This is a genomic window from Amycolatopsis sp. NPDC043889 (genome assembly GCF_056435645.1).
This window is the reverse complement of sequence record NZ_JBWKEC010000038.1, coordinates 1-17,125: the sequence shown is the minus strand read 5'-3', so window position 1 is coordinate 17,125 and position 17,125 is coordinate 1. Positions and strand designations below refer to the sequence as shown.

Annotated in this window: 18 protein-coding genes; 2 read left to right on the top strand and 16 right to left on the bottom strand. The window is 69.0% G+C overall.

What is annotated here, in order from left to right; translation table 11 throughout:
* Nucleotides 1-3 precede the first annotated feature (3 nt).
* The 6 genes from AC0685_RS38440 to AC0685_RS38415 are packed head-to-tail and all read right to left on the bottom strand — an operon-like array spanning nucleotide 4 to nucleotide 4,228.
* A complete protein-coding gene (locus AC0685_RS38440) occupies nucleotides 4-963 on the bottom strand; it encodes an ROK family protein (protein WP_039923619.1) in 960 nt (319 codons plus the stop codon).
* 16 nt (nucleotides 964-979) lie between these two features.
* Nucleotides 980-1,399: a hypothetical protein gene (locus AC0685_RS38435; protein ID WP_478229996.1), complete on the bottom strand. Its 420-nt coding sequence runs from the start codon at nucleotides 1,397-1,399 to the stop codon at nucleotides 980-982.
* The gene (locus AC0685_RS38430; protein ID WP_478229995.1) at nucleotides 1,396-2,538 is read right to left on the bottom strand and encodes an ArsA family ATPase; all 1,143 of its coding nucleotides are present in this window, start codon (nucleotides 2,536-2,538) and stop codon (nucleotides 1,396-1,398) included. The genes AC0685_RS38435 and AC0685_RS38430 overlap by 4 nt, the downstream gene beginning before the upstream one ends.
* A 14-nt stretch (nucleotides 2,539-2,552) precedes the next feature.
* Nucleotides 2,553-2,993: an SRPBCC family protein gene (locus AC0685_RS38425; RefSeq protein ID WP_125675560.1), complete on the bottom strand. Its 441-nt coding sequence runs from the start codon at nucleotides 2,991-2,993 to the stop codon at nucleotides 2,553-2,555.
* 27 nt (nucleotides 2,994-3,020) lie between these two features.
* Nucleotides 3,021-3,809: a metallophosphoesterase family protein gene (locus AC0685_RS38420; RefSeq protein ID WP_478229994.1), complete on the bottom strand. Its 789-nt coding sequence runs from the start codon at nucleotides 3,807-3,809 to the stop codon at nucleotides 3,021-3,023.
* A gap of 8 nt (nucleotides 3,810-3,817) precedes the next feature.
* Entirely contained in the window at nucleotides 3,818-4,228 is a 411-nt protein-coding gene (locus AC0685_RS38415; RefSeq protein ID WP_378436573.1) for a polyketide cyclase / dehydrase and lipid transport, read from the bottom strand.
* A 125-nt stretch (nucleotides 4,229-4,353) separates the two neighbouring features.
* Here AC0685_RS38415 and AC0685_RS38410 point away from each other — a divergent pair, with 125 nt between their 5' ends.
* On the top strand, nucleotides 4,354-6,144 hold the full coding sequence (locus tag AC0685_RS38410) for an AMP-dependent synthetase/ligase (RefSeq protein WP_478229993.1): 1,791 nt from the start codon (nucleotides 4,354-4,356) through the stop codon (nucleotides 6,142-6,144).
* A 134-nt stretch (nucleotides 6,145-6,278) separates the two neighbouring features.
* Here AC0685_RS38410 and AC0685_RS38405 read toward each other — a convergent pair whose 3' ends face one another.
* From AC0685_RS38405 to AC0685_RS38395, 3 genes are all read right to left on the bottom strand, one after another.
* Nucleotides 6,279-7,373 (bottom strand): FAD-dependent oxidoreductase, encoded by a 1,095-nt coding sequence (locus AC0685_RS38405; protein ID WP_478229992.1) that lies wholly within the window; start codon nucleotides 7,371-7,373, stop codon nucleotides 6,279-6,281.
* A gap of 65 nt (nucleotides 7,374-7,438) precedes the next feature.
* On the bottom strand, nucleotides 7,439-8,386 hold the full coding sequence (locus AC0685_RS38400) for a ferritin-like domain-containing protein (RefSeq protein WP_478229991.1): 948 nt from the start codon (nucleotides 8,384-8,386) through the stop codon (nucleotides 7,439-7,441).
* Nucleotides 8,387-8,473: 87 nt separating this feature from the next.
* The gene (locus AC0685_RS38395; protein WP_478229990.1) at nucleotides 8,474-9,718 is read right to left on the bottom strand and encodes an aspartate aminotransferase type Ic; all 1,245 of its coding nucleotides are present in this window, start codon (nucleotides 9,716-9,718) and stop codon (nucleotides 8,474-8,476) included.
* A gap of 176 nt (nucleotides 9,719-9,894) precedes the next feature.
* On the opposite strand from AC0685_RS38395, the gene AC0685_RS38390 reads away from it, so the two are divergent.
* The gene (locus AC0685_RS38390; RefSeq protein WP_478229989.1) at nucleotides 9,895-10,398 is read left to right on the top strand and encodes a hypothetical protein; all 504 of its coding nucleotides are present in this window, start codon (nucleotides 9,895-9,897) and stop codon (nucleotides 10,396-10,398) included.
* Here AC0685_RS38390 and AC0685_RS38385 read toward each other — a convergent pair whose 3' ends face one another.
* The 7 genes from AC0685_RS38385 to AC0685_RS38355 are packed head-to-tail and all read right to left on the bottom strand — an operon-like array spanning nucleotide 10,399 to nucleotide 17,064.
* Complete coding sequence (locus AC0685_RS38385) at nucleotides 10,399-10,893, bottom strand: hypothetical protein (RefSeq protein ID WP_478229988.1); 495 nt, start codon at nucleotides 10,891-10,893, stop codon at nucleotides 10,399-10,401.
* Nucleotides 10,890-11,378, bottom strand: coding sequence for a hypothetical protein (locus AC0685_RS38380; protein ID WP_478229987.1), 489 nt, complete (start codon nucleotides 11,376-11,378; stop codon nucleotides 10,890-10,892). The genes AC0685_RS38385 and AC0685_RS38380 overlap by 4 nt, the downstream gene beginning before the upstream one ends.
* The gene (locus AC0685_RS38375; RefSeq protein ID WP_478229986.1) at nucleotides 11,378-12,613 is read right to left on the bottom strand and encodes an MCE family protein; all 1,236 of its coding nucleotides are present in this window, start codon (nucleotides 12,611-12,613) and stop codon (nucleotides 11,378-11,380) included. Before AC0685_RS38375 ends, AC0685_RS38380 begins: the two co-directional genes overlap by 1 nt.
* On the bottom strand, nucleotides 12,610-13,815 hold the full coding sequence (locus AC0685_RS38370) for an MCE family protein (protein WP_478229985.1): 1,206 nt from the start codon (nucleotides 13,813-13,815) through the stop codon (nucleotides 12,610-12,612). Before AC0685_RS38370 ends, AC0685_RS38375 begins: the two co-directional genes overlap by 4 nt.
* The gene (locus AC0685_RS38365) at nucleotides 13,812-15,002 is read right to left on the bottom strand and encodes an MCE family protein (protein WP_478229984.1); all 1,191 of its coding nucleotides are present in this window, start codon (nucleotides 15,000-15,002) and stop codon (nucleotides 13,812-13,814) included. The genes AC0685_RS38370 and AC0685_RS38365 overlap by 4 nt, the downstream gene beginning before the upstream one ends.
* A complete protein-coding gene (locus tag AC0685_RS38360; protein ID WP_478229983.1) occupies nucleotides 14,999-16,030 on the bottom strand; it encodes an MCE family protein in 1,032 nt (343 codons plus the stop codon). Before AC0685_RS38360 ends, AC0685_RS38365 begins: the two co-directional genes overlap by 4 nt.
* Complete coding sequence (locus AC0685_RS38355) at nucleotides 16,027-17,064, bottom strand: MCE family protein (protein WP_478230035.1); 1,038 nt, start codon at nucleotides 17,062-17,064, stop codon at nucleotides 16,027-16,029. Before AC0685_RS38355 ends, AC0685_RS38360 begins: the two co-directional genes overlap by 4 nt.
* Nucleotides 17,065-17,125: the final 61 nt, after the last annotated feature.

Here is a 17,125-nt window from a genome sequence, read left to right as displayed (position 1 = left end):
GCTTCAGCCTGTCACACCGACCTCGGCGCCGGGAGCCTTCGCCGCGTCGACGGCGAGCGCGGCGGCACCGACGATCGCCGAATCGTCGCCGTGGTGCGCGGCCCGGATCCGTGCCAGCGGGCGGTGCCCGGCGCCGGTGATCTTGTCCGCGTAGCGTTCGCGCGCCTCGTCGAGGAACAGCGGCGCCGACTCGGACACCCCGCCGCCGATCACGATGATCTCGGGATCGAAGACGTCAGCGACCAGGGCCAGGCCCTCGGCCAGCCACTTCGCCAGTTCGGTCATCGCGCGCTGGGCGATCGGGTCGCCGTCGCGGGCGGCACCGGCGACCCGGCGGCCGGTGACCGAGCCGGGGTCTCCCCTGGTCTCGCGCGCGAGCACGGTCGAGCGCCCGGGATGCCGTGCGAGCAGTTCCACCGCCGTCGCGGCCAGCGCCGTCCCGCTGCAGTAGCGCTCCCAGCAGCCGTACTTCCCGCACGGGCAGGGCCTGCCGCCGGGGACGACGGTCAGGTGCCCGAGTTCGGGCGCGACACCGTACGCGCCCCGGTAGATCTTGCCGTCGAGCAGCAGTCCCGCGCCGATCCCGGTGCCCAGTGCGATCAGCGCGGCGACATGAGCGCCACGGGCGGCCCCGAAGCGGTACTCGCCGACGGCGGCGGCGTTCACGTCGTGTTCCAGTGTCACCGGCAGGCCGACCCGCTTTTCGATGCGCTCGGCGACCGGCGCGGCACGCCAGGACAGATGCGGCGCGAACATCACCGTCCGCCGGTCCTTCGCGACGAACCCGGCGACCGCGAGGCCCACGCCGGAGACGTCGTGCCGGTTGCGGAGGTCCTCGACGACCCCGGCGATGGCGTCCTCGAGCGCGTCCTCGCCGCTGGGGGTCCCGACCCTGGCCGTGTCCATCAGCGAGCCGTGCTCGTCCACCACGCCGGCGCGCACACTCGTGCCCCCGACGTCCACCCCTACCGTCAGCAACTCAGTTCTCCCGGTCCGGCTGCCAAGCGTCGCGCCTGGTCACCGTGATGTGCTGGACCCGCGAAGCTCCCACCGGCGCATCTTCCCGCGCGGGCTCCTTCCGCGCAGGCTGGAACCCCGGCATATGCACGCCGGCCTCGGGTTCCCATCGATCGGCGAGCACCGCCCGCAGCAGCGCGACGAGCTGCGCGGCCTGCTCCATCAGGCGTGCCACGAACTCGGGCCGCTCCCCGCGGAAGATCCCGACGATCGCGCAGAGCGGGCACCACCCGCCGGAATCGTGGTCGGTGCAGCCGTGCCCGGCGGAGATCAATCCCTCCAGCCACGGCGCCGCGTGCTCGACGACCAGCTCGACCAGCAGGCGGATCTCTTCGGCCAGGTCGAGCGGGCCCGATCCGGTGTTCTCGTTGTTCTCGCTCACCCGGGTCCCCGATTCCCGGCCAGGCTCACGACCAGGCCGTGCGCGTCGGATTCCGCACCGGTGATCCGGCACGGGCGCAACATCTCCGGCAGCGCGATCAGCCGCCGGAAACCGTCCACGGTGACGGCGAGATCATCGTCCACTCTGGCCAGGTCCACTTCGGAGTCGCGGTGCAGTGGCACCGCGATCCGCAGCTCGTAGCCGCTGTCCGATTCGGACACCCGCAACAGCGGGGTCACACCTTTTTCGTTGTCCGCCAAGGGATCCAGTCCTTGGTAGAGCTCGAACGCGATTTCCTGCAGCGCCTCGAGCCCCACCGGCTCGACCGCACGGTACTCGACGGGCTTCACCTGCCCTGGCCCGAAGCCCGCGTCGGCGAGTTCGGCGAGGACGGTGTTCTGCTGCGCGCGCCGGGTCCGCATCCACGAGGCCGCCGCGCCGCGCCAGAACCCGGGCGCGGGCATCAGCCGGTTGACGATCAGCCCGTCGACCAGGATTCCGCGCAGGGCAAGGGAACTGAGGGTGCGGCGGGCTTCCGCGACGACGACGCGTTCCGGGGTCAGCACGAGCCGCACGGTCGTGGTGGCCGGATCGGTCAGCAGGGTGCGCAGCGACTCCAGATGGGCGCCGAGCCGCCGCACCGCGGCCGCCGTCCGCCGCGCGCCCGGTTTGAACATTCTCGACAGATAGCCGGAAACGGCTTCGGGCAAAGCCAGCAGACGCAGCGTTTCCGCGGTCGGTCCACAGTCGACGACGACCGTCTCCCAGGGACCGTGCTCGGCGAGGCGCTGGACCTCGGTCAGCGCGAGGAGCTCGTCCACTCCCGGCACCACGGTGAGTTCTTCGGCGTCGAGCGAGTCGAGGCCCGCTCCCGCGAGCGCGGCCTGAAGTTCCAGCCGGAGTTCGCGCCAGGTGCTGTCGACGAGGCCGCGGGTGTCGATCTGGGCGGCGTGCAAGAGGATGTCCACTTCGGACGGTTCGCCGCCGAGCGCGCGGCCGAAGGCGTCACCGAGGGAATGCGCCGGATCGGTCGAGACCACGAGCGTCTTCCTGCCCCGGCCCGCCAGTGCCGCCGCCGTCGCCGCGGCCAGCGTGGTCTTGCCGACACCCCCCTTGCCGGTGAACAGCAGGATCCGCATGCCTACCCTTCGACTCAGGATGCTTCAGCGCGCTTCTTGAGCTCCTTGAGCGCGGTGTCCATGACCATCTTCTCGGCCTTGCGGCGCAGCAGCCCGATCATCGGCAGCGCCAGCTCGACGGACAGCGTATACGTGACCTTGGTGCGGCCGGCGCCCAGCGCTTCGAGGGCGTAGCGGCCGTTCTGGGCCTTCTGCATCTGCCCCTTGACCAGGTGCCAGCTGACTCCGTGGCCGTCGGCGTCCCAGTCGTACTCGAGGGTGTAGACGTCCTTGATGGGCCCGGCGTCGAGGGTGAGTTTCACCTGCTTGGCGCGACCGTTGTCATCCTCGGCGAGGACCTCGGTCTCCCGGACGGCCTTGGCCCATTCCGGGTACGCGGGGAAGTCGGCGATGACGGCCATGACCCGCGCGGGCTCGGCGTCGACCTCGATGGACTGCGTGGACTGCTCGGCCATGCCCCGAACTCTAGCCGGGACCGACCGTCACCAGCGAAGCACGTAGGGCTGAGAGGTCTCTTTGAAGTGACCGACGTTACGGCATTCGGTCCTGCCGACCCTCGTCCGCGGGGTCAGCGGCTGGTGGACGTGCCCGAAGACCGACCAGCGCGGCCGCTGCTCGCGGATGAGATCCACCAGCGCCGCCGACCCGATCTCGGACCGCCGCGCGATCACGTCGTAGGTCAGTTCCGGGATGGCGGGCGGGATGTGGGTGCACAGGACGTCCACGTCCGCCAGCCCGGCGACCGCGGCGTCGTACTCCTCCCGAGTGCGCAGGTACGGCCGCCAGAAGCCGTTGCGGCGCGGGACCACGTTCGGCGGAAGGAGCGCGCCGCCGATGAACCCGAAGCGCAGCCCGCCGAACTCGGCGACGTCGCCGTCGAGGACGGTGATGCCGTCGCCGGCGAACTCGGGCCACAGCGACGGGTCGTCGACGTTGCCGGGGGTCGCGAACGTCGGCGCGGTCAGCGCCCCGAACAGGACGGCGTACTGGTCTTGGATCGCCTCGCCGACCGCGCCGGCGGGATCGGCCAAAGTGGCCCACAACGATCGCGAGAAGGCAACGGTCTCATCACGAGTGCCCTCACGCCGCAGCCGCGCGAATTCGCCGACCTTCTCGGCGCCGAACAGCGCGCCCATGATGCCCTTGTCGTGCTCGCGGTAGTCGACGAAGTCCAGCAGGTCGCCCAGCACGATCAGCGCGTCGGCGCCGTCGCCCGCGCGTTTGAGCGCGTCGGCGTTGCCGTGCACATCCGACACCACGTGAACCCGCATGCTCTCCCCTACTCGGCCCGGGGACCGACCCCGGGCTCGCGCCCGTCCTCGAGGACCTCTTTGAGCCCGAGCGCGATGGCCTTGGCGGCACGGGCCCTGCGGTCGAACTCCCGCCGCAGGTCACGGGGCTGGAGCACGCGCGGCGCCCCGTCCGGACCGGCGGGAGTGGCGCGCAGGAAGTAGTGCAGCAAAGTGCCGTCGAGCACCGGCTCGAGCCAGACCTCCATGGTACCGATCAAGGCACCGCGCACCGTCCAGCGCAATCCTTCGTCGCCGCGGTCGGTGTAGACCTCGAGAACGAGGTCCGGCCAGTAACGTGACCAAGATCGCGGATCGGCGAAAGCGGCGGCCACGGTGGAGGGCGGGACCACGAGGAAGGTCTCGTCAACGATGTCGAGAGCTGGCGGCGCCTGGTTCACAGCGGCAGAATGTCATGTCCTGGGTATGGCCGATTCGTCAGCATGGTCTTAAGGTGCACGGCACGCTAAGTTGACTTGCGGGTAACACCGGTCACACCACTTGCACGCGAACACGGAGGTTCCTCGTGCGCGAATACAGCGCCCCCGCCGCCAATCCGGTGACCGACGACGAGAATCTCGCCGACGTCGTCTGGGCGAACGCGGAGCGGTTCTCCGATGTCGTGAGTTTCCGCCGCCAGGTCGACGGTACCTGGTTGGACGTCACCGCCAAAGACTTCGCCGCCCAGGTTCTGGCCGTGGCCAAGGGAATGGCCGCGGCGGGCATCGCTCCGGGCGACCGGGTCGGGCTCATGTCCAAGACCCGCTACGAATGGACCCTGATCGACTTCGCGATCTGGGCCGCCGGCGCGGTCACCGTCCCGATCTACGACACGTCCTCGGCCGAGCAGGTCCACTGGATCCTCTCGGACTCGGCCGCGAAGGCCGTGTTCGTCGAGACCGACGACCACGTCGCGACGCTCGAATCCGTCAAGGGCCGCCTCGACGCGCTGGAGCACACCTGGCAGATCGAGGCAGGCGCCGTCGACCAGCTCACCAAGCAGGGCGCCGAGCTGAGCGACGACGACCTGCACGAGCGGCGCCGCACGGTGAAGGCCGGCGACCTGGCCACGATCGTGTACACCTCGGGCACGACCGGCCGCCCCAAGGGTGTCGAGCTGACCCATCGGAACCTCCTCGCCGAGATCCGCGCCGACATCGCCGCGTTCCCGCAGCTGATGGAGCAGGGCAACTCGCTGCTGGTGTTCCTGCCGCTCGCGCACGTCCTCGCGCGCGCCATCGCGGTGACCGCGCTCAGCGCGCGGGTGACCCTCGGGCACACCTCGGACGTCAAGAACCTCGTCGCCGACCTCGGCACCTTCCGCCCGACGTTCGTCGTCGCCGTGCCGCGGGTGTTCGAGAAGGTCTACAACGGCGCGAAGCAGAAGGCGCACGGTGACGGCAAGGGCAAGATCTTCGACGCCGCCGAAGCCACTGCCGTCGCGTACAGCCAGGCCCAGGACACCGGCGGCGCCGGGCTCGGCCTCAAGATCAAGCACGCGCTGTTCGACAAGCTGGTGTTCAGCAAGCTGCGCGCGGCCCTCGGCGGCCGGTGCGTGGCCGCGGTGTCCGGCGGTGCGCCGCTCGGCGTGCGGCTCGCGCACTTCTTCCGCGGCATCGGTGTCCCGGTGTTCGAGGGCTACGGCCTGACCGAGACGTCCGCCGCGGCCTGCGTCGGCACCCAGGACGGGTTCCGCGTCGGCACCGTGGGGCGTCCGGTCGCCGGCACCTCGGTGCGGATCGCCGACGACGGCGAGATCCTGCTGAAGGGCGACGTCGTCTTCGGCGGCTACTTCAACAACGCCGAAGCGACCGCGGAAGCGCTCGAGGACGGCTGGTTCCACACCGGCGACCTCGGCGAGCTGGACAGCGACGGGTTCCTCAAGATCACCGGGCGCAAGAAGGAGATCATCGTGACCGCGGGCGGCAAGAACGTCGCCCCGTCCGGGCTCGAAGACACCATCAAGGCCAGCCCGCTGGTCAGCCAGGCGATGGTCGTCGGCGACCAGCGGCCGTTCATCGGCGCGCTGATCACCATCGACGAGGAGTACTTCCCGTCGTGGAAGTCGCAGCACGGCAAGCCCGCCGACGCCACGGTGTCCGACCTGGCCGGCGACGCCGAGCTGCGCGCCGAGATCCAGCAGGCCGTGGATCAGGCCAACAGCGCGGTGTCGCAGGCCGAGGCGATCAAGAAGTTCACGATCCTCTCGAAGGACTTCACCGAGGCCGGCGGGGAGATCACGCCGAGCCTGAAGCTGAAGCGCAACATCGTGAACAAGAACTACGCGACCGACATCGAAGCCCTGTACAAGAAGTAGCTTTTCGTCCGTGAAGGCCTCCTTCCCTACCCTGAAGGTAGGGAAGGAGGCCTTCACGGGCTTCGGACCTGCACCCGGCACGCCAAGGGGGCTGAAGGACGCTTTCGCCGCGTGACATGTGGTGAAAGCGTCCTTCAGCCGATCTTCGCGTCCCAGTCGATGTGGTGCCGGTACAGCCAGTTCCGGTCCCGGTCGGACGTCGTCCCCGACGACACCGCCGCGCTGCCGGCCACCAGCTCCTCCACCCGCGCCCGCCGCAGCCGCTCGTAGGCCGCGAAAGCCGTTGGGGCGTCGGGAAGATCCCGCAGACACTGGGCGAGGACGACGCTGTCCTCCAGCGCCATCGACGCCCCCTGCCCAGCGGCGGGAGAGGCCGCGTGCGCCGCGTCGCCCACGAGAACCATCGACTCGGTGAACCACACCGGCGTCGACGGGACGTCGTAGGAATGTCCGCCGAAGACTTCGTCCCCTGTGGACTGGATGATTTCCGCGGCAGGCAACGGTTCCCCGTCGAAGGCGGCGAAAGCGGCCGAGCGCCATTCGGCCGGCGTCAGGCCGGAGCGCACGCCTTCGGCCGTGGGAAGCCGCGCGAACCAGTACGTCACGCCGTCGGGCGTGCTCGTGTAGCCGAAGAAGGCGTGCAGGCTCTGAATCATCCGATAGAGGGACGGTGCCTGCGGGATGCTCGTGTCGGTCGAGTAGCCGTAGACGACGTCGAGGCCCGTCGAGCGCGGAGGCGGGCAGTCCGGGTCGATGATGGTCCGGACGACCGATCGCAGCCCGTCGGCGCCGATCAGGATGTCTCCCTCGGCAACGGACCCGTCCTCGAAGCGAGCGACCCCCGGCGTGGCGGAAACCAGCCGTTTCCCGCGTTCGAAGGTGATCCCGCGCGAGATCGCCTCCTCTTGCAGCGCACGGTAAAGCGACGCTCGCGTAATCGTGCGTGGCCCGGCGAGACCGTCGATGTCGAAGGAACGCCGTTCGACGGTCCGCCCGTCCGGCGTCACGAGTTCCAGGCCCACCGCGCCGAAGGAGTTGTCGATCACCGGTGCCTCGGCGCCGATCGCGCGCAGGGCGTCCATGCCGTTGTGCATGATCGTCAGGAACGCGCCCGCGTCCTCGCCGCCGGACGGGTACGCCTCGTGGACGCTCGCTTCGATCCCGGCCCGCCGCAACGCCATCGCGGTCACCGTGCCCGAGATCCCGCCGCCGATGATCACAGCCTTCACCGCTGACCCCCTGTCGTGTCGCCGTCACCCGACGGTACCGGGAAACGGCGACCCGACAGAGGCGTTCACGCGCCGCCGCTGGCGACGATGTCCCCGTTGACCCCCTTGGGGAAGAACCCGCCCTCCTGCACCGGACCGGGGTTCAGGTAGACGACGTTCAGCACCCGGTCGGCGCCGCGGCCGAAACAGATGCCGTTGTTGTCGGTCGGCACGATGTTGGCCTGGTTGCCGAGCAGGATGCCCTGGTCGTCGTCACCGGGGCCGTCGAGGGCGTCGCGGGCGTTGGAGATCTTGGCCGCCGCGTCACCGAGGCCGCGGTCGAACAGCGAGGTCCGGATGGTGGCCGCGTGATAGGCCTCGGCGGCCAGGATGCCCGCGGCCGCGTCCAGGAACGTCTTGTTGGTGATCAGCGGCGCGGCGCCCTTGTAGGCCGTCACGCCGACATCCTCGAACAGGAACGCCGCCAGCAGGAAGTTCTTCTCGTTGGCGAACGGGTCGAACTGCTGGTACTCGCTGATCAGCCCGGCCGCGCGAGCGGCGGCGGTGAAGCTGTCCTTGAGGTCGATCTCTGGCCGCGACACCGCCGCCTCACCCAAAGCACCACGCAGGAACTTGACGTGCGCGACCTCGTCGCCCGCGATCTCCTTCGCGAACTGGTGCAGCGTCTTGTCGCGGAACATCACCTTCTTGCCGCCGACGACGCCGCCCTGGGCGCCGACGCCGCCGGTGAGGTCGTCCGGCAAACCGCGGCCGTGGACGGCGAAGGAGTAGAACTCGGCTTCGAGGTACTCCAGGTTGAGCGCGAAGTTGAGCACGGCCGCGTCGCTGGGGGCAGCAGCAGCAGCAGCGGCCTCACCCGTCGCCGAAGCGGACGAAGTGGCCTGCACCCCGAGGTAGGTGGCGCCGACGACACCCAGCCCGGCCGCGCCGGCGGCCTTCAGGAACCGGCGGCGATCCGTGCGGTTCTCGGCGCTGCGCGAGATCAGGGTACGAACGAAGGGCTTTCCGAACACGAGTGGTTCCTCTCGTCTTTGCGGTGCACACCCACCCACTCGGACGTTCGGAACCACCCGTGACCCGGATTGGAAAAGATCTCGAACTTATTTCTTCGTCGCCGCGGCAAGGCGGACGCAGACGGCGAGGCCGCGGATGGCCTCTTCGACTTCGGCCAGCTCAGGGTACGTCGGCGCGATGCGGATGACGGCGTCGTCGGGGTCGTCGCCGTACGGGTGGGTCGCGCCGGCCGGGGTCAGGGCGATGCCCGCCTCCTTGGCCAGCCGCACGACCTCCTTGGCGGTCCCGGACGGCACGGTCAGCGAGATGAAGTACCCGCCGGTCGGCTTGGTCCAGGACGCGAGGCCCGATTCGGCCAGTTCCTTGGTCAGGATCTCGTCGACGGCCGCGAACTTCGGCCCGATGAGCTCGGCGTGCTTGCGCATGTGCTCGCGGACGCCGTCCTCGTCGCGCAGGAACAGCGCGTGGCGGAGCTGGTTGACCTTGTCCGGGCCGATGGTCCGCTTGCCGATGAGGCCGGTCCACCAGGCCAGGTTCGCCTCGGAGGCGCCGAAGAAGCCGACGCCGCCGCCCGCGTAGGTGACCTTCGAGGTGGAGCCGAAGACGAACACGCGGTCGGCGTTGCCCGCCTCGGTGGCCAGCGCGAGCAGGTCCGCCAGCCGCGCCTCGTCCTCGGTGAGGTGGTGCACGGCGTAGGCGTTGTCCCAGAAGATCCGGAAGTCCGGGGCGGCGGTGGTCATCGTCGCCAGGCGGCGCACGGTGTCGTCGCTGTAGGTGACGCCGGTCGGGTTGCTGTACTTCGGCACGCACCAGATGCCCTTGACCGCGGCGTCCTCTGCGACGAGGCGCTCGACGACGTCCATGTCCGGGCCGGTCTCGGTGAGCGGCACCTGGATCAGCTCGATCCCGAAACGCTCGGCCAGCGCGAAGTGGCGGTCGTAGCCCGGCACGGGGCACAGGAACTTGACGCTCGGCTCGTCGGCCCAGCGGCGCTCGGCGCCCGGGAGCTTGCTGAGGTAGGCCTGCACGATCGAGTCGTGCATCAGCTCCAGGCTGGAGTTGCCCGCGGCCAGCAGCTGCTCGGCCGGGACCTGCAGCGGCCCGGCGAAGATGCGGCGGAGCTCGGGCAGGCCCTTGAGGCCGCCGTAGTTGCGGACGTCCGTGCCGTCCTCAGCCTTGCGCACGTCTCCGGGGAGAGCGAGCAGCCCATCGGCGAGGTCCAGCTGACGAGGGGACGGCTTGCCGCGGGTGATGTCCAGGGAGAGGCCACGGTCGACGAGGGCCGCGTAGTCGCGGCGGGCGCTCTCGACATCGACAGGTGCAGTGGTCATGCCTAACGCTAAACCCGGGGGCGGTCCGACGTGAGACGAGGGTGGCCCTAGGCCCGCGCGCACAAGATCCGATAACGGTTCCGGCGTGTTTTTCAGCATTCGTAACGAGGCCAAATCCCCTATTGGGACGACCACCGTTCCCGCATTCTCGATAGCACGAGGAAAAGGGGAGAAAAATGGGAGCGAAGAACCGGGTCGCGGTGACACTGATGGCGGCGGGCGCGCTGGCCGCGTGCGCGGTACCCACGCAGGGAACGGCGGCACCGGCCGTCACGGTGGCACCGCCGCCGAACACGATCGTGATCCAGCCACCGGCGGTCGCGGCTCCACCCCAGACGGTTTATGTCGCACCGCCGACGACACAGACGGTCTATCCCGCACCCGCGGTTCCGGTGGCACAAACGGTGATCGCGTACTACGACGCGCTCAACCGGCGTGATTTCCCCACCGCGTGGAATCTCGGCGGGCAACGGCTGGCGAAAGGCGGCACTTATGCCTCCTACGTCAAGGGATTCGCGACGACTTCCTGGGCCGACCTCACCGTGACGGGCGTGAGCGGGAACACCGTGCACGTCCATCTTTCGGCTCGCCAGACCGATGGTTCGCTGCGTACTTTTTCCGGTTCTTACACCGTTTCCGGCGGCGCGATCGCCGGCGCGAACATGAAACGTGTCTCCTGATCACAGCGGGGTGAGCCGCGAGATCTTCCACCGGCCGTCGATCCGGACCGCCGCGACCGAAAGCTGCGACACCGAAGACTGCGGGGCGCCGCCGCCCGCGGTGAGCGTCTGCTGGTCGAGGAACAGCAGCACTTCCGCCTCGTCTCCGCGCAGGGACCGGACGCCGAGCGACCGGACCGTCGTCGTCCGCACGAGCTTCTGTTCCTCGGCCCGTTCGCGCGCCGAGGCGAACTGGTCCCGGTACTGGCCGGTCGCCTCGCCGGTCAGCACGTCGGCGGCGGCCCGCTCGGTTCGCGCGAGGTTGCTGTAGTCGTAGGAAAACACGGCCTTCACCCCGGCGCCGACCTGATCCGCGACCTCGGCCGTGGCGGCTTGGTCCACCAGCGCCGCGTTGCCGTCCGAGCCCAGCGAAGACGCCTCGATGCCGAACCACACCGCGCAGCCGGTCGCCAGCGCGATGATCGCGATCAGAATCCGCGGGACGCGCCCGGTCATGATCCCGCCGCCTGGACCGCGCTGACCTTCCAGCCGCCCTCGACGCGCTGGTAGTCCACGGTCAGCCTGCTCACCTTGGGCACGGCCGAGCCGCCGCCGGTGCTGACCCGCACGTCCAGCACGGCCATCAGCCGCGCCGTCCCGGCGGCGGCGTCGAGTTCGGTGACCGCGGCCTGCTTGAGCTCGGCGGTGGCGACGGTCTTGCTCGCGGTCGCCCGGTCGATCTGGATCTGCCGGTCGCCGGTGAGGTCCTTGCCGAGCCGTCCCGTGGTGACGCCGAGCCAGCGGTCGACGTCCTGGGCGCCGCTGCGGTAGTCGATCGTGTTGAGCACTTCGAGCTGACCGGACGCTGCGGCCAGGACGGCTTCGCGTTCCCGGCCCCTGGCCAGACCGTCGTCCCGGGCGGCGCTCCACCACGACCAGCCGAACCAGGTGGCCGCGAGGACCGCCAGCGCGGCGACGACGGTGAGGGCACGGGTGAGCACTACTTGCCGCCCAGCAACGCGCCCAGTCCGCCCGGCGCGGACCCGGTCAGCAGGCTCAGCACACCCGGCAGCTGAGCGGATTCCGCCGCCTGCGGGGTCTGCTTCGGCCGCTCCGGGACCGCGGGCGGCTTTCCCGCGTACGGGGCGTTCTGCGAGCCTCGTACGCCAGTGGGGCTTCCTGGTGGCTCGGCGCAGTACGCCTGGGTGTTCACCGGCGCCTCGGTGGTGTCGTTGGCGGGACGCTGTTTCGTGCCCTCGTAACCCTTCGTGCACGAGACCGGGTCGAAGAAGTTGAACACCACGCCCAGGTGACCGGTGCCGTCCGGCGATGTCGAGCGTGAGAACGCCGAGATGATCGGGTACGCGACGAGCAGTTCCTCGATCGCGTCGGTGCGGGCGGACGTGATCTGGGCCGTCGTGAGCGTGTTCGCGAACAGCACGCCGAGGTCGGTCCCGGAGACCGCGAGCACGTCGCTGATCTGGCGGCTCAGCTTGGGTGCCTCGTCGATCACGCGCCGCAGATCCGGGTCGGACGTCTTCAGCTGCGCGGCGATCGTCTTGAGCCCGCTGGAGAACTGGGTGATGTTGTCCGCTTGCCGACGCTGGGTGTCCAGCACCGTCCGCGAGTTGGCGAGCAGGCCTTGGGTGTCGGGCAGGTACTGGGTCGCGGTCGCGGTGAGGGAACCGGTGCTGTTCAGCAGCTGCCGCAGGTCCGGGCCCGCGTTCGCGAAGGCCTCGTAGGTCTCGTCGACGACGGTCTTCAACGATTCCGGCTTCACACTCGACACCAGCTTGTCCAAATTGGACAGGACGGTGTCCGGCGCGAGCGGGATCGAGGTCTTGTCCCGCTTGATGACCGATCCCTCGGTGAGGTACGGCCCGTTTTCGTGCATGGGCAGCAGATCGACGTACTGCTCCCCCACCGCCGACCGGTTCGCGACCGCGGCCTTGGTGTCCGCGGGGATCTTCGGCGCGCCGGAGTCGATGTCGAGGCCCAGGTCGATGCCGTGCTCGGTGAGTGTCATCGACGCGACCTTGCCGACCGCGACACCGCGGTAGGAGACCTCGGCGTTGACGAAGATCCCGCCCGAGTCCACGAGCTGCGCGGTGACGAGGTAGCCGCGAGTGCCGAAGAGCCGGTCCAGCCCGGCGTACTTGCCGCCCGCGTAGACGACCGAAACCACCGCGATGACGACGAACGCCGCCAGCTGGAACCTGGTCTTGCGCGTGATCACCGGCCACCTCCGAGCAGCGGTCCGAGGATCCCGCCGAGCACGCCGCCCAGTACATCCCCTTGGGGCGTTCGGGGAACCTGAGGGAGATCACCGGCGGGCAGCGGCAGCACCGGCGGCGCGGCACCGTTGTTGAACGGGATCGCGCCGGGGGTGCCGGTGCCCTGGGTACCGGGCAGCTGAATGATCGGCTGCGACGAGTTGTTCATGTTCTCCAGGAACGTGTCCAGGTTCAAGTCGATCTTGGCTTCCACGTTCGCGTAGTCGCCCTTGATCACGTTGCCCGCGTAGTCCGGGAACGGGTACGTGAGCAGGATCCGCAGCGCCGTCGGCAGATCCTGGCCCGCCTCGGTCAGCTTCCGCAGCGTCGGCTGCAACGCGCGGAGGTTCGCGACCAGCGTGTCCTTGCTCGCCTTGATCGTCTCGGTGGCGACCCCGGAAAGGGTGTTGAGCGACTGCAGCATGCCGACCAGCTGCTCCCGTTGCTCGGTCACGACCTTGAGCCCCGGCGAGAGATTGTCGAGCGCGTTCGTGAGGTTCTGCGTCTGGCCGACCAGGGTTTTGGACAGCTTGTCGAGGCCGTCGATGGCGCGCAGGATCTCACCCTTGTGCCCGTCGAGTTCGGTGGCCAGTTTGTCCACTTGGGACAGCAGGGAGCGGACCTCGGCCTCGTTGCCGGTGAGCGCTTCGTTGAGTTCATGGCTGATCTTCTGGATCTGCTCGACGCCGCCGCCGTTGAGCAGCAGGGAAAGCGCGCCGAGGACCTCTTCGACCTCGGGGTTGCGGTTCGTGCGGTCCAGCGGGATCTTCGCGCCCTCGGCGAGCGTTCCCTCGGGCTTCTCGGGGGCGTGCAGGTCGACGAACTTCTCGCCGAGCAGGCTGGACTGCCGCAGCTCGGCGCGCGCGTTCGCGGGCAGCGGGATGTCGCCGTTGACGACCATGCTCACCCACGCCGAACGCGTGTCCGGCGCGAGATCGATCTTCTCGACGCGGCCGACCGGGACGTCGTTGACCTTCACACTCGCCTGCGGCACCAGGTCGAGGACGTCGGAGAACTGCGCGGAGAGCCGGTACGGGTGGTCGCCGAGATCCGCTCCACCCGGCAAGGGCGTGTTGTACAGCCCCGAAAAACCGCCGTCACCGCAGCCGGCCAGCACGAGGACGCCCGCCATCACTCCCGCGATCTTCTGCCGTTGCCGCCTCATTTCGGGAGCCCCTTCGTCATGACGTCGACGAGCGGGAGCGGCAGCGGTGGAAGTTCGCCGCTCTGCAGTGAGGCCAGCACCTGCGGGACCGACGGGAGTTTCAGCGTGCCGTCGAGGACCGGCGCGAGCTGTTTGCAGATGTTGCCCAGCGCGTCCGGAATCGGTTTCGGCGTGCTCGCGCTGATCAGGCGGCACACGGTCAGGATCGGCGGATGCGTCAGCTCGTTCAGGTTGTCCCGCACCGCGATGGTGCCGGACGCGGCGTCGTAGGAGTTGATGAAGTTGGTCGCCCCGGTCGGCGCGATGTCGATCACCTCGGCGAGCGACGCCCGCTGGTCCACGAGCACCTTCGTCAGCCCGGCCAGTTTGTCCACATTGGACGAGAGAAGATCCTTGTTCTCCGCGACGAACTTCTCGACGTCGCCCATCGCCGTCGCCAGGGAGTTCAGCGCGGCACCCACGTCGGCGGAATCCGCGGCGAGGAAACCGCTGACGTCCGCGGCCCGGCGATAGAACTCGTTGAGCTGCTTGTCGCTTTCGGCCAGCGCGCCGGTGAAGGAGTTCAGGTTCTGCACGGTGGTGAACAGGTCGCCTTTGGAGCTGTCCAGGGTCTTGGCCAGTTCGGACAGCCGCGTCACCGTGGTGTTGAGGTTCTTCCCGTTTCCGTCGAGGTTCGCGGCCGCGGTGTCGAGCACGTCGGACAGCGCGCCGTTCTTGTTGGCGCCGTTGGGTCCGAGGCTGGTCGAGAGCTTGTCGAGGCTCGTGTAGAGGTCGTCGAGTTCGGCGGGCGTCGCCGTCTTCTCCTTGGCGATCACCGTGTCCGTCGCCATTTCGGGGCCGCTCTCGTAGGCTGGGGTCAGCTGGACGTACCGGTCGCTGACCAGGCTCGGCGCGACGACGACGGCGCCCGCGTCGGCCGGGATCGGCGTGTCGCCGTCGATCCTCATGTCGACCCGGACCGCCTCGCCCTGCGGTGTCACGCCGGTGATCTCCCCGACCTTCACGCCGAGCACCCGGACCGACGAACCCGCGTAGAGCCCGACGGTCTTGCCGAAGTAGGCGCTGATCCTGGTCCCGCCCGGTTCCTTGAACACCAGCCACAGCCCGGCGGTCAGGAGGAGCACGAGGACGCAGGCGAACGCGACCCACGTGTAGACCGTGCGCCCGGTGCGTGTCCGGATGGTCATCGTCCGCCCACCCCCTGGTTCGGTGCCGCGATCGGCGGGGTGCAGCCCTCCGGGTTCACCTGGAACGCGCCCGCGATGATCGTCGGCGGCAGCAGCCCGCACAGGTATCCCTCGAACCAGCGCCCGTTGCCGGTCGCGTTGGCGCCGACGCGGGCGAACGGCGCCATCAGCGCGAGGCTACGGCTGAGGTTGTCCTGGTTGCGCTGCAGGATGTCGGTGACCTTTCCGAGTTTCTCCAGCGTCGGCTTCAGCTGGTGCCGGTTGTCGGCGACGAGACCGGACAGCTGCGCTGAAACCTGTTGCGTGCCCTTGAGCAAGGTGCTGATCGCGTCCTTCCGGTTCTGCAGTTCGGCGAGCAGGAGATTGCCGTCGTCGAGGATCCGTTTCAGCTGCGCGTTGCGATCGGACAGCGTCTTGGACACCTTGCTCGTGTTGGCCAGCAACGTCTTCAGGTCACCGTCGCGTGAGGACACCGTCTTGGACAAGGAGGAAAGGCCGCTCAGCGCGTCCTTGAGGTACTGCGGGCTGTCCTTGAGCGCGTCGGAAAGGACGGTGAAACTCGACGCCAGCTGCGCGGTGTCGATCTCGCCGACCGTGCCCGACAGCTCCTGGAACGCGTCCTGCAGTTCGAACGGCGTCCGCGTGCGGTCGAGCCCGATGGTGGTGTTCGGGTCCTGGTTTCCCTTGCCCTTCGGCGTGAGCGCGAGGAACTTCTCGCCCAGCAGCGTCTTGATCTCGATCGACGCGGCGGTCGCGTCGCCGACCCGGACATCCTTGACCCGGAACTTCACCAGCACCTTCTTGCCCGCCAGCTCCACCGAGCTGACCTGGCCGACCTTGACGCCGGCGACCTGCACCTCGTTGTCCGGCGCCAGCCCGGCGGACTCGCCGAAATACGCGGAGTACGTCGTCCCGCTGCCGAACAACGGGATCCGGTCGGAGAAGTACGTCGTCGCCGTGATCAGCACGATCAGGATGAGCGTCACGCCGCCGACCACGGCCTGGTTGCGTTCCTTGAGCGGCTTCACGGCCCGCACCTCTCCGGTCGCTGCGTGCCGGGCAGCGGCGTGATCGGCAGTTCGATGTCGAGCGACTTGATGCCGATGCTGCCGGAGATCCCGCACAGGTAGTAGTTGAACCAGCTGCCGTAACTCAGCGTCCTGGTGAACTTCTGCAGGTTGCCCGGCAGCACCTGCAGGAGATGGTCGAGCAGCTGTTCCGAATCGCCGAGGTTCCGCGACAGCGCGCCGAGCTGGACGACGTCGTCCTTGAGCGCGGGCCGCGCGTCGGCGAGCAGCCCGGTCGTGGCGACGGTGAGGTCGCCCAGCGCCTTGACCGCCTCCCCGATCGGCTGCCGCTGCTCGGCCAGCCCGGTGACCAGCCGTTGGGTCTGATCGATCAGCTCGCCCAGTTCCGGCGAGCGTTTCTCGACCGTGCCGAGCACGGCGTTGAGGTTCGCGATGACGTCACCGATGATCTTGTCCTTGCCCGCGATGGCCGACGTGACCGACGCGGTGTGCGCGAGCAGGCTGGTGATCGTGCCGCCCTCGCCCTGGAAGACCTGGATGATCTCGTAGGACAGTTTGTTGACGTCCTCGGGGTTCAGCGCGCGGAAGAGCGGTTTGAACCCGTTGAACAGCACGGTCAGGTTCAACGCCGGTTTGGTGCGCTCGGGTGGGATGACCCCGCCGCGCGGCAACGACTTCTCGTCCCCGATGTCCGTGCCGAGCGACAGATACCGCTGGCCGACCAGGTTGCGGTACTTGATCGTCGCGGTCACCGACGCCGGCAACCGGTGCGAGGTCTGGACGTCGAAATGGACCTGGGCGAGGTTTTTCTCGCCCTCCTCGACCTCGATCTTGCCGACCTGGCCGACCTTCACCCCGACGATGCGGACGTCGTCGCCCTCCTTGAGCCCGGACGCGTCGGTGAACTTGGCCGTGTAGCCGGAAGTGTCGCCGAAGTTGGTGTTCGCGATGGTGGCGCCGAGGACCGCGGTGAGCAACACGGTCACCACCGCGAAGACGAGGATCTTGACCAGATCCGGGACGAAGGACCTCATCGGACCGCCCTCCCACCCGCGGGGGAAGGTGGCGGTGAGGCGTCGGTGCCGGTGGTCGTGA

Bases quoted from the DNA above. Each gene is read 5' to 3' on its own strand.
- AC0685_RS38425 (WP_125675560.1), bottom strand. From the start codon at position 2,993: ATGGCCGAGCAGTCCACGCAGTCCATCGAGGTCGACGCCGAGCCCGCG.
- AC0685_RS38390 (WP_478229989.1), top strand. From the start codon at position 9,895: ATGGGAGCGAAGAACCGGGTCGCGGTGACACTGATGGCGGCGGGCGCG.
- AC0685_RS38365 (WP_478229984.1), bottom strand. From the start codon at position 15,002: ATGACCATCCGGACACGCACCGGGCGCACGGTCTACACGTGGGTCGCG.
- AC0685_RS38385 (WP_478229988.1), bottom strand. From the start codon at position 10,893: ATGACCGGGCGCGTCCCGCGGATTCTGATCGCGATCATCGCGCTGGCG.
- AC0685_RS38430 (WP_478229995.1), bottom strand. From the start codon at position 2,538: ATGCGGATCCTGCTGTTCACCGGCAAGGGGGGTGTCGGCAAGACCACG.
- AC0685_RS38370 (WP_478229985.1), bottom strand. From the start codon at position 13,815: ATGAGGCGGCAACGGCAGAAGATCGCGGGAGTGATGGCGGGCGTCCTC.
- AC0685_RS38355 (WP_478230035.1), bottom strand. From the start codon at position 17,064: ATGAGGTCCTTCGTCCCGGATCTGGTCAAGATCCTCGTCTTCGCGGTG.
- AC0685_RS38420 (WP_478229994.1), bottom strand. From the start codon at position 3,809: ATGCGGGTTCACGTGGTGTCGGATGTGCACGGCAACGCCGACGCGCTC.
- AC0685_RS38395 (WP_478229990.1), bottom strand. From the start codon at position 9,718: ATGACCACTGCACCTGTCGATGTCGAGAGCGCCCGCCGCGACTACGCG.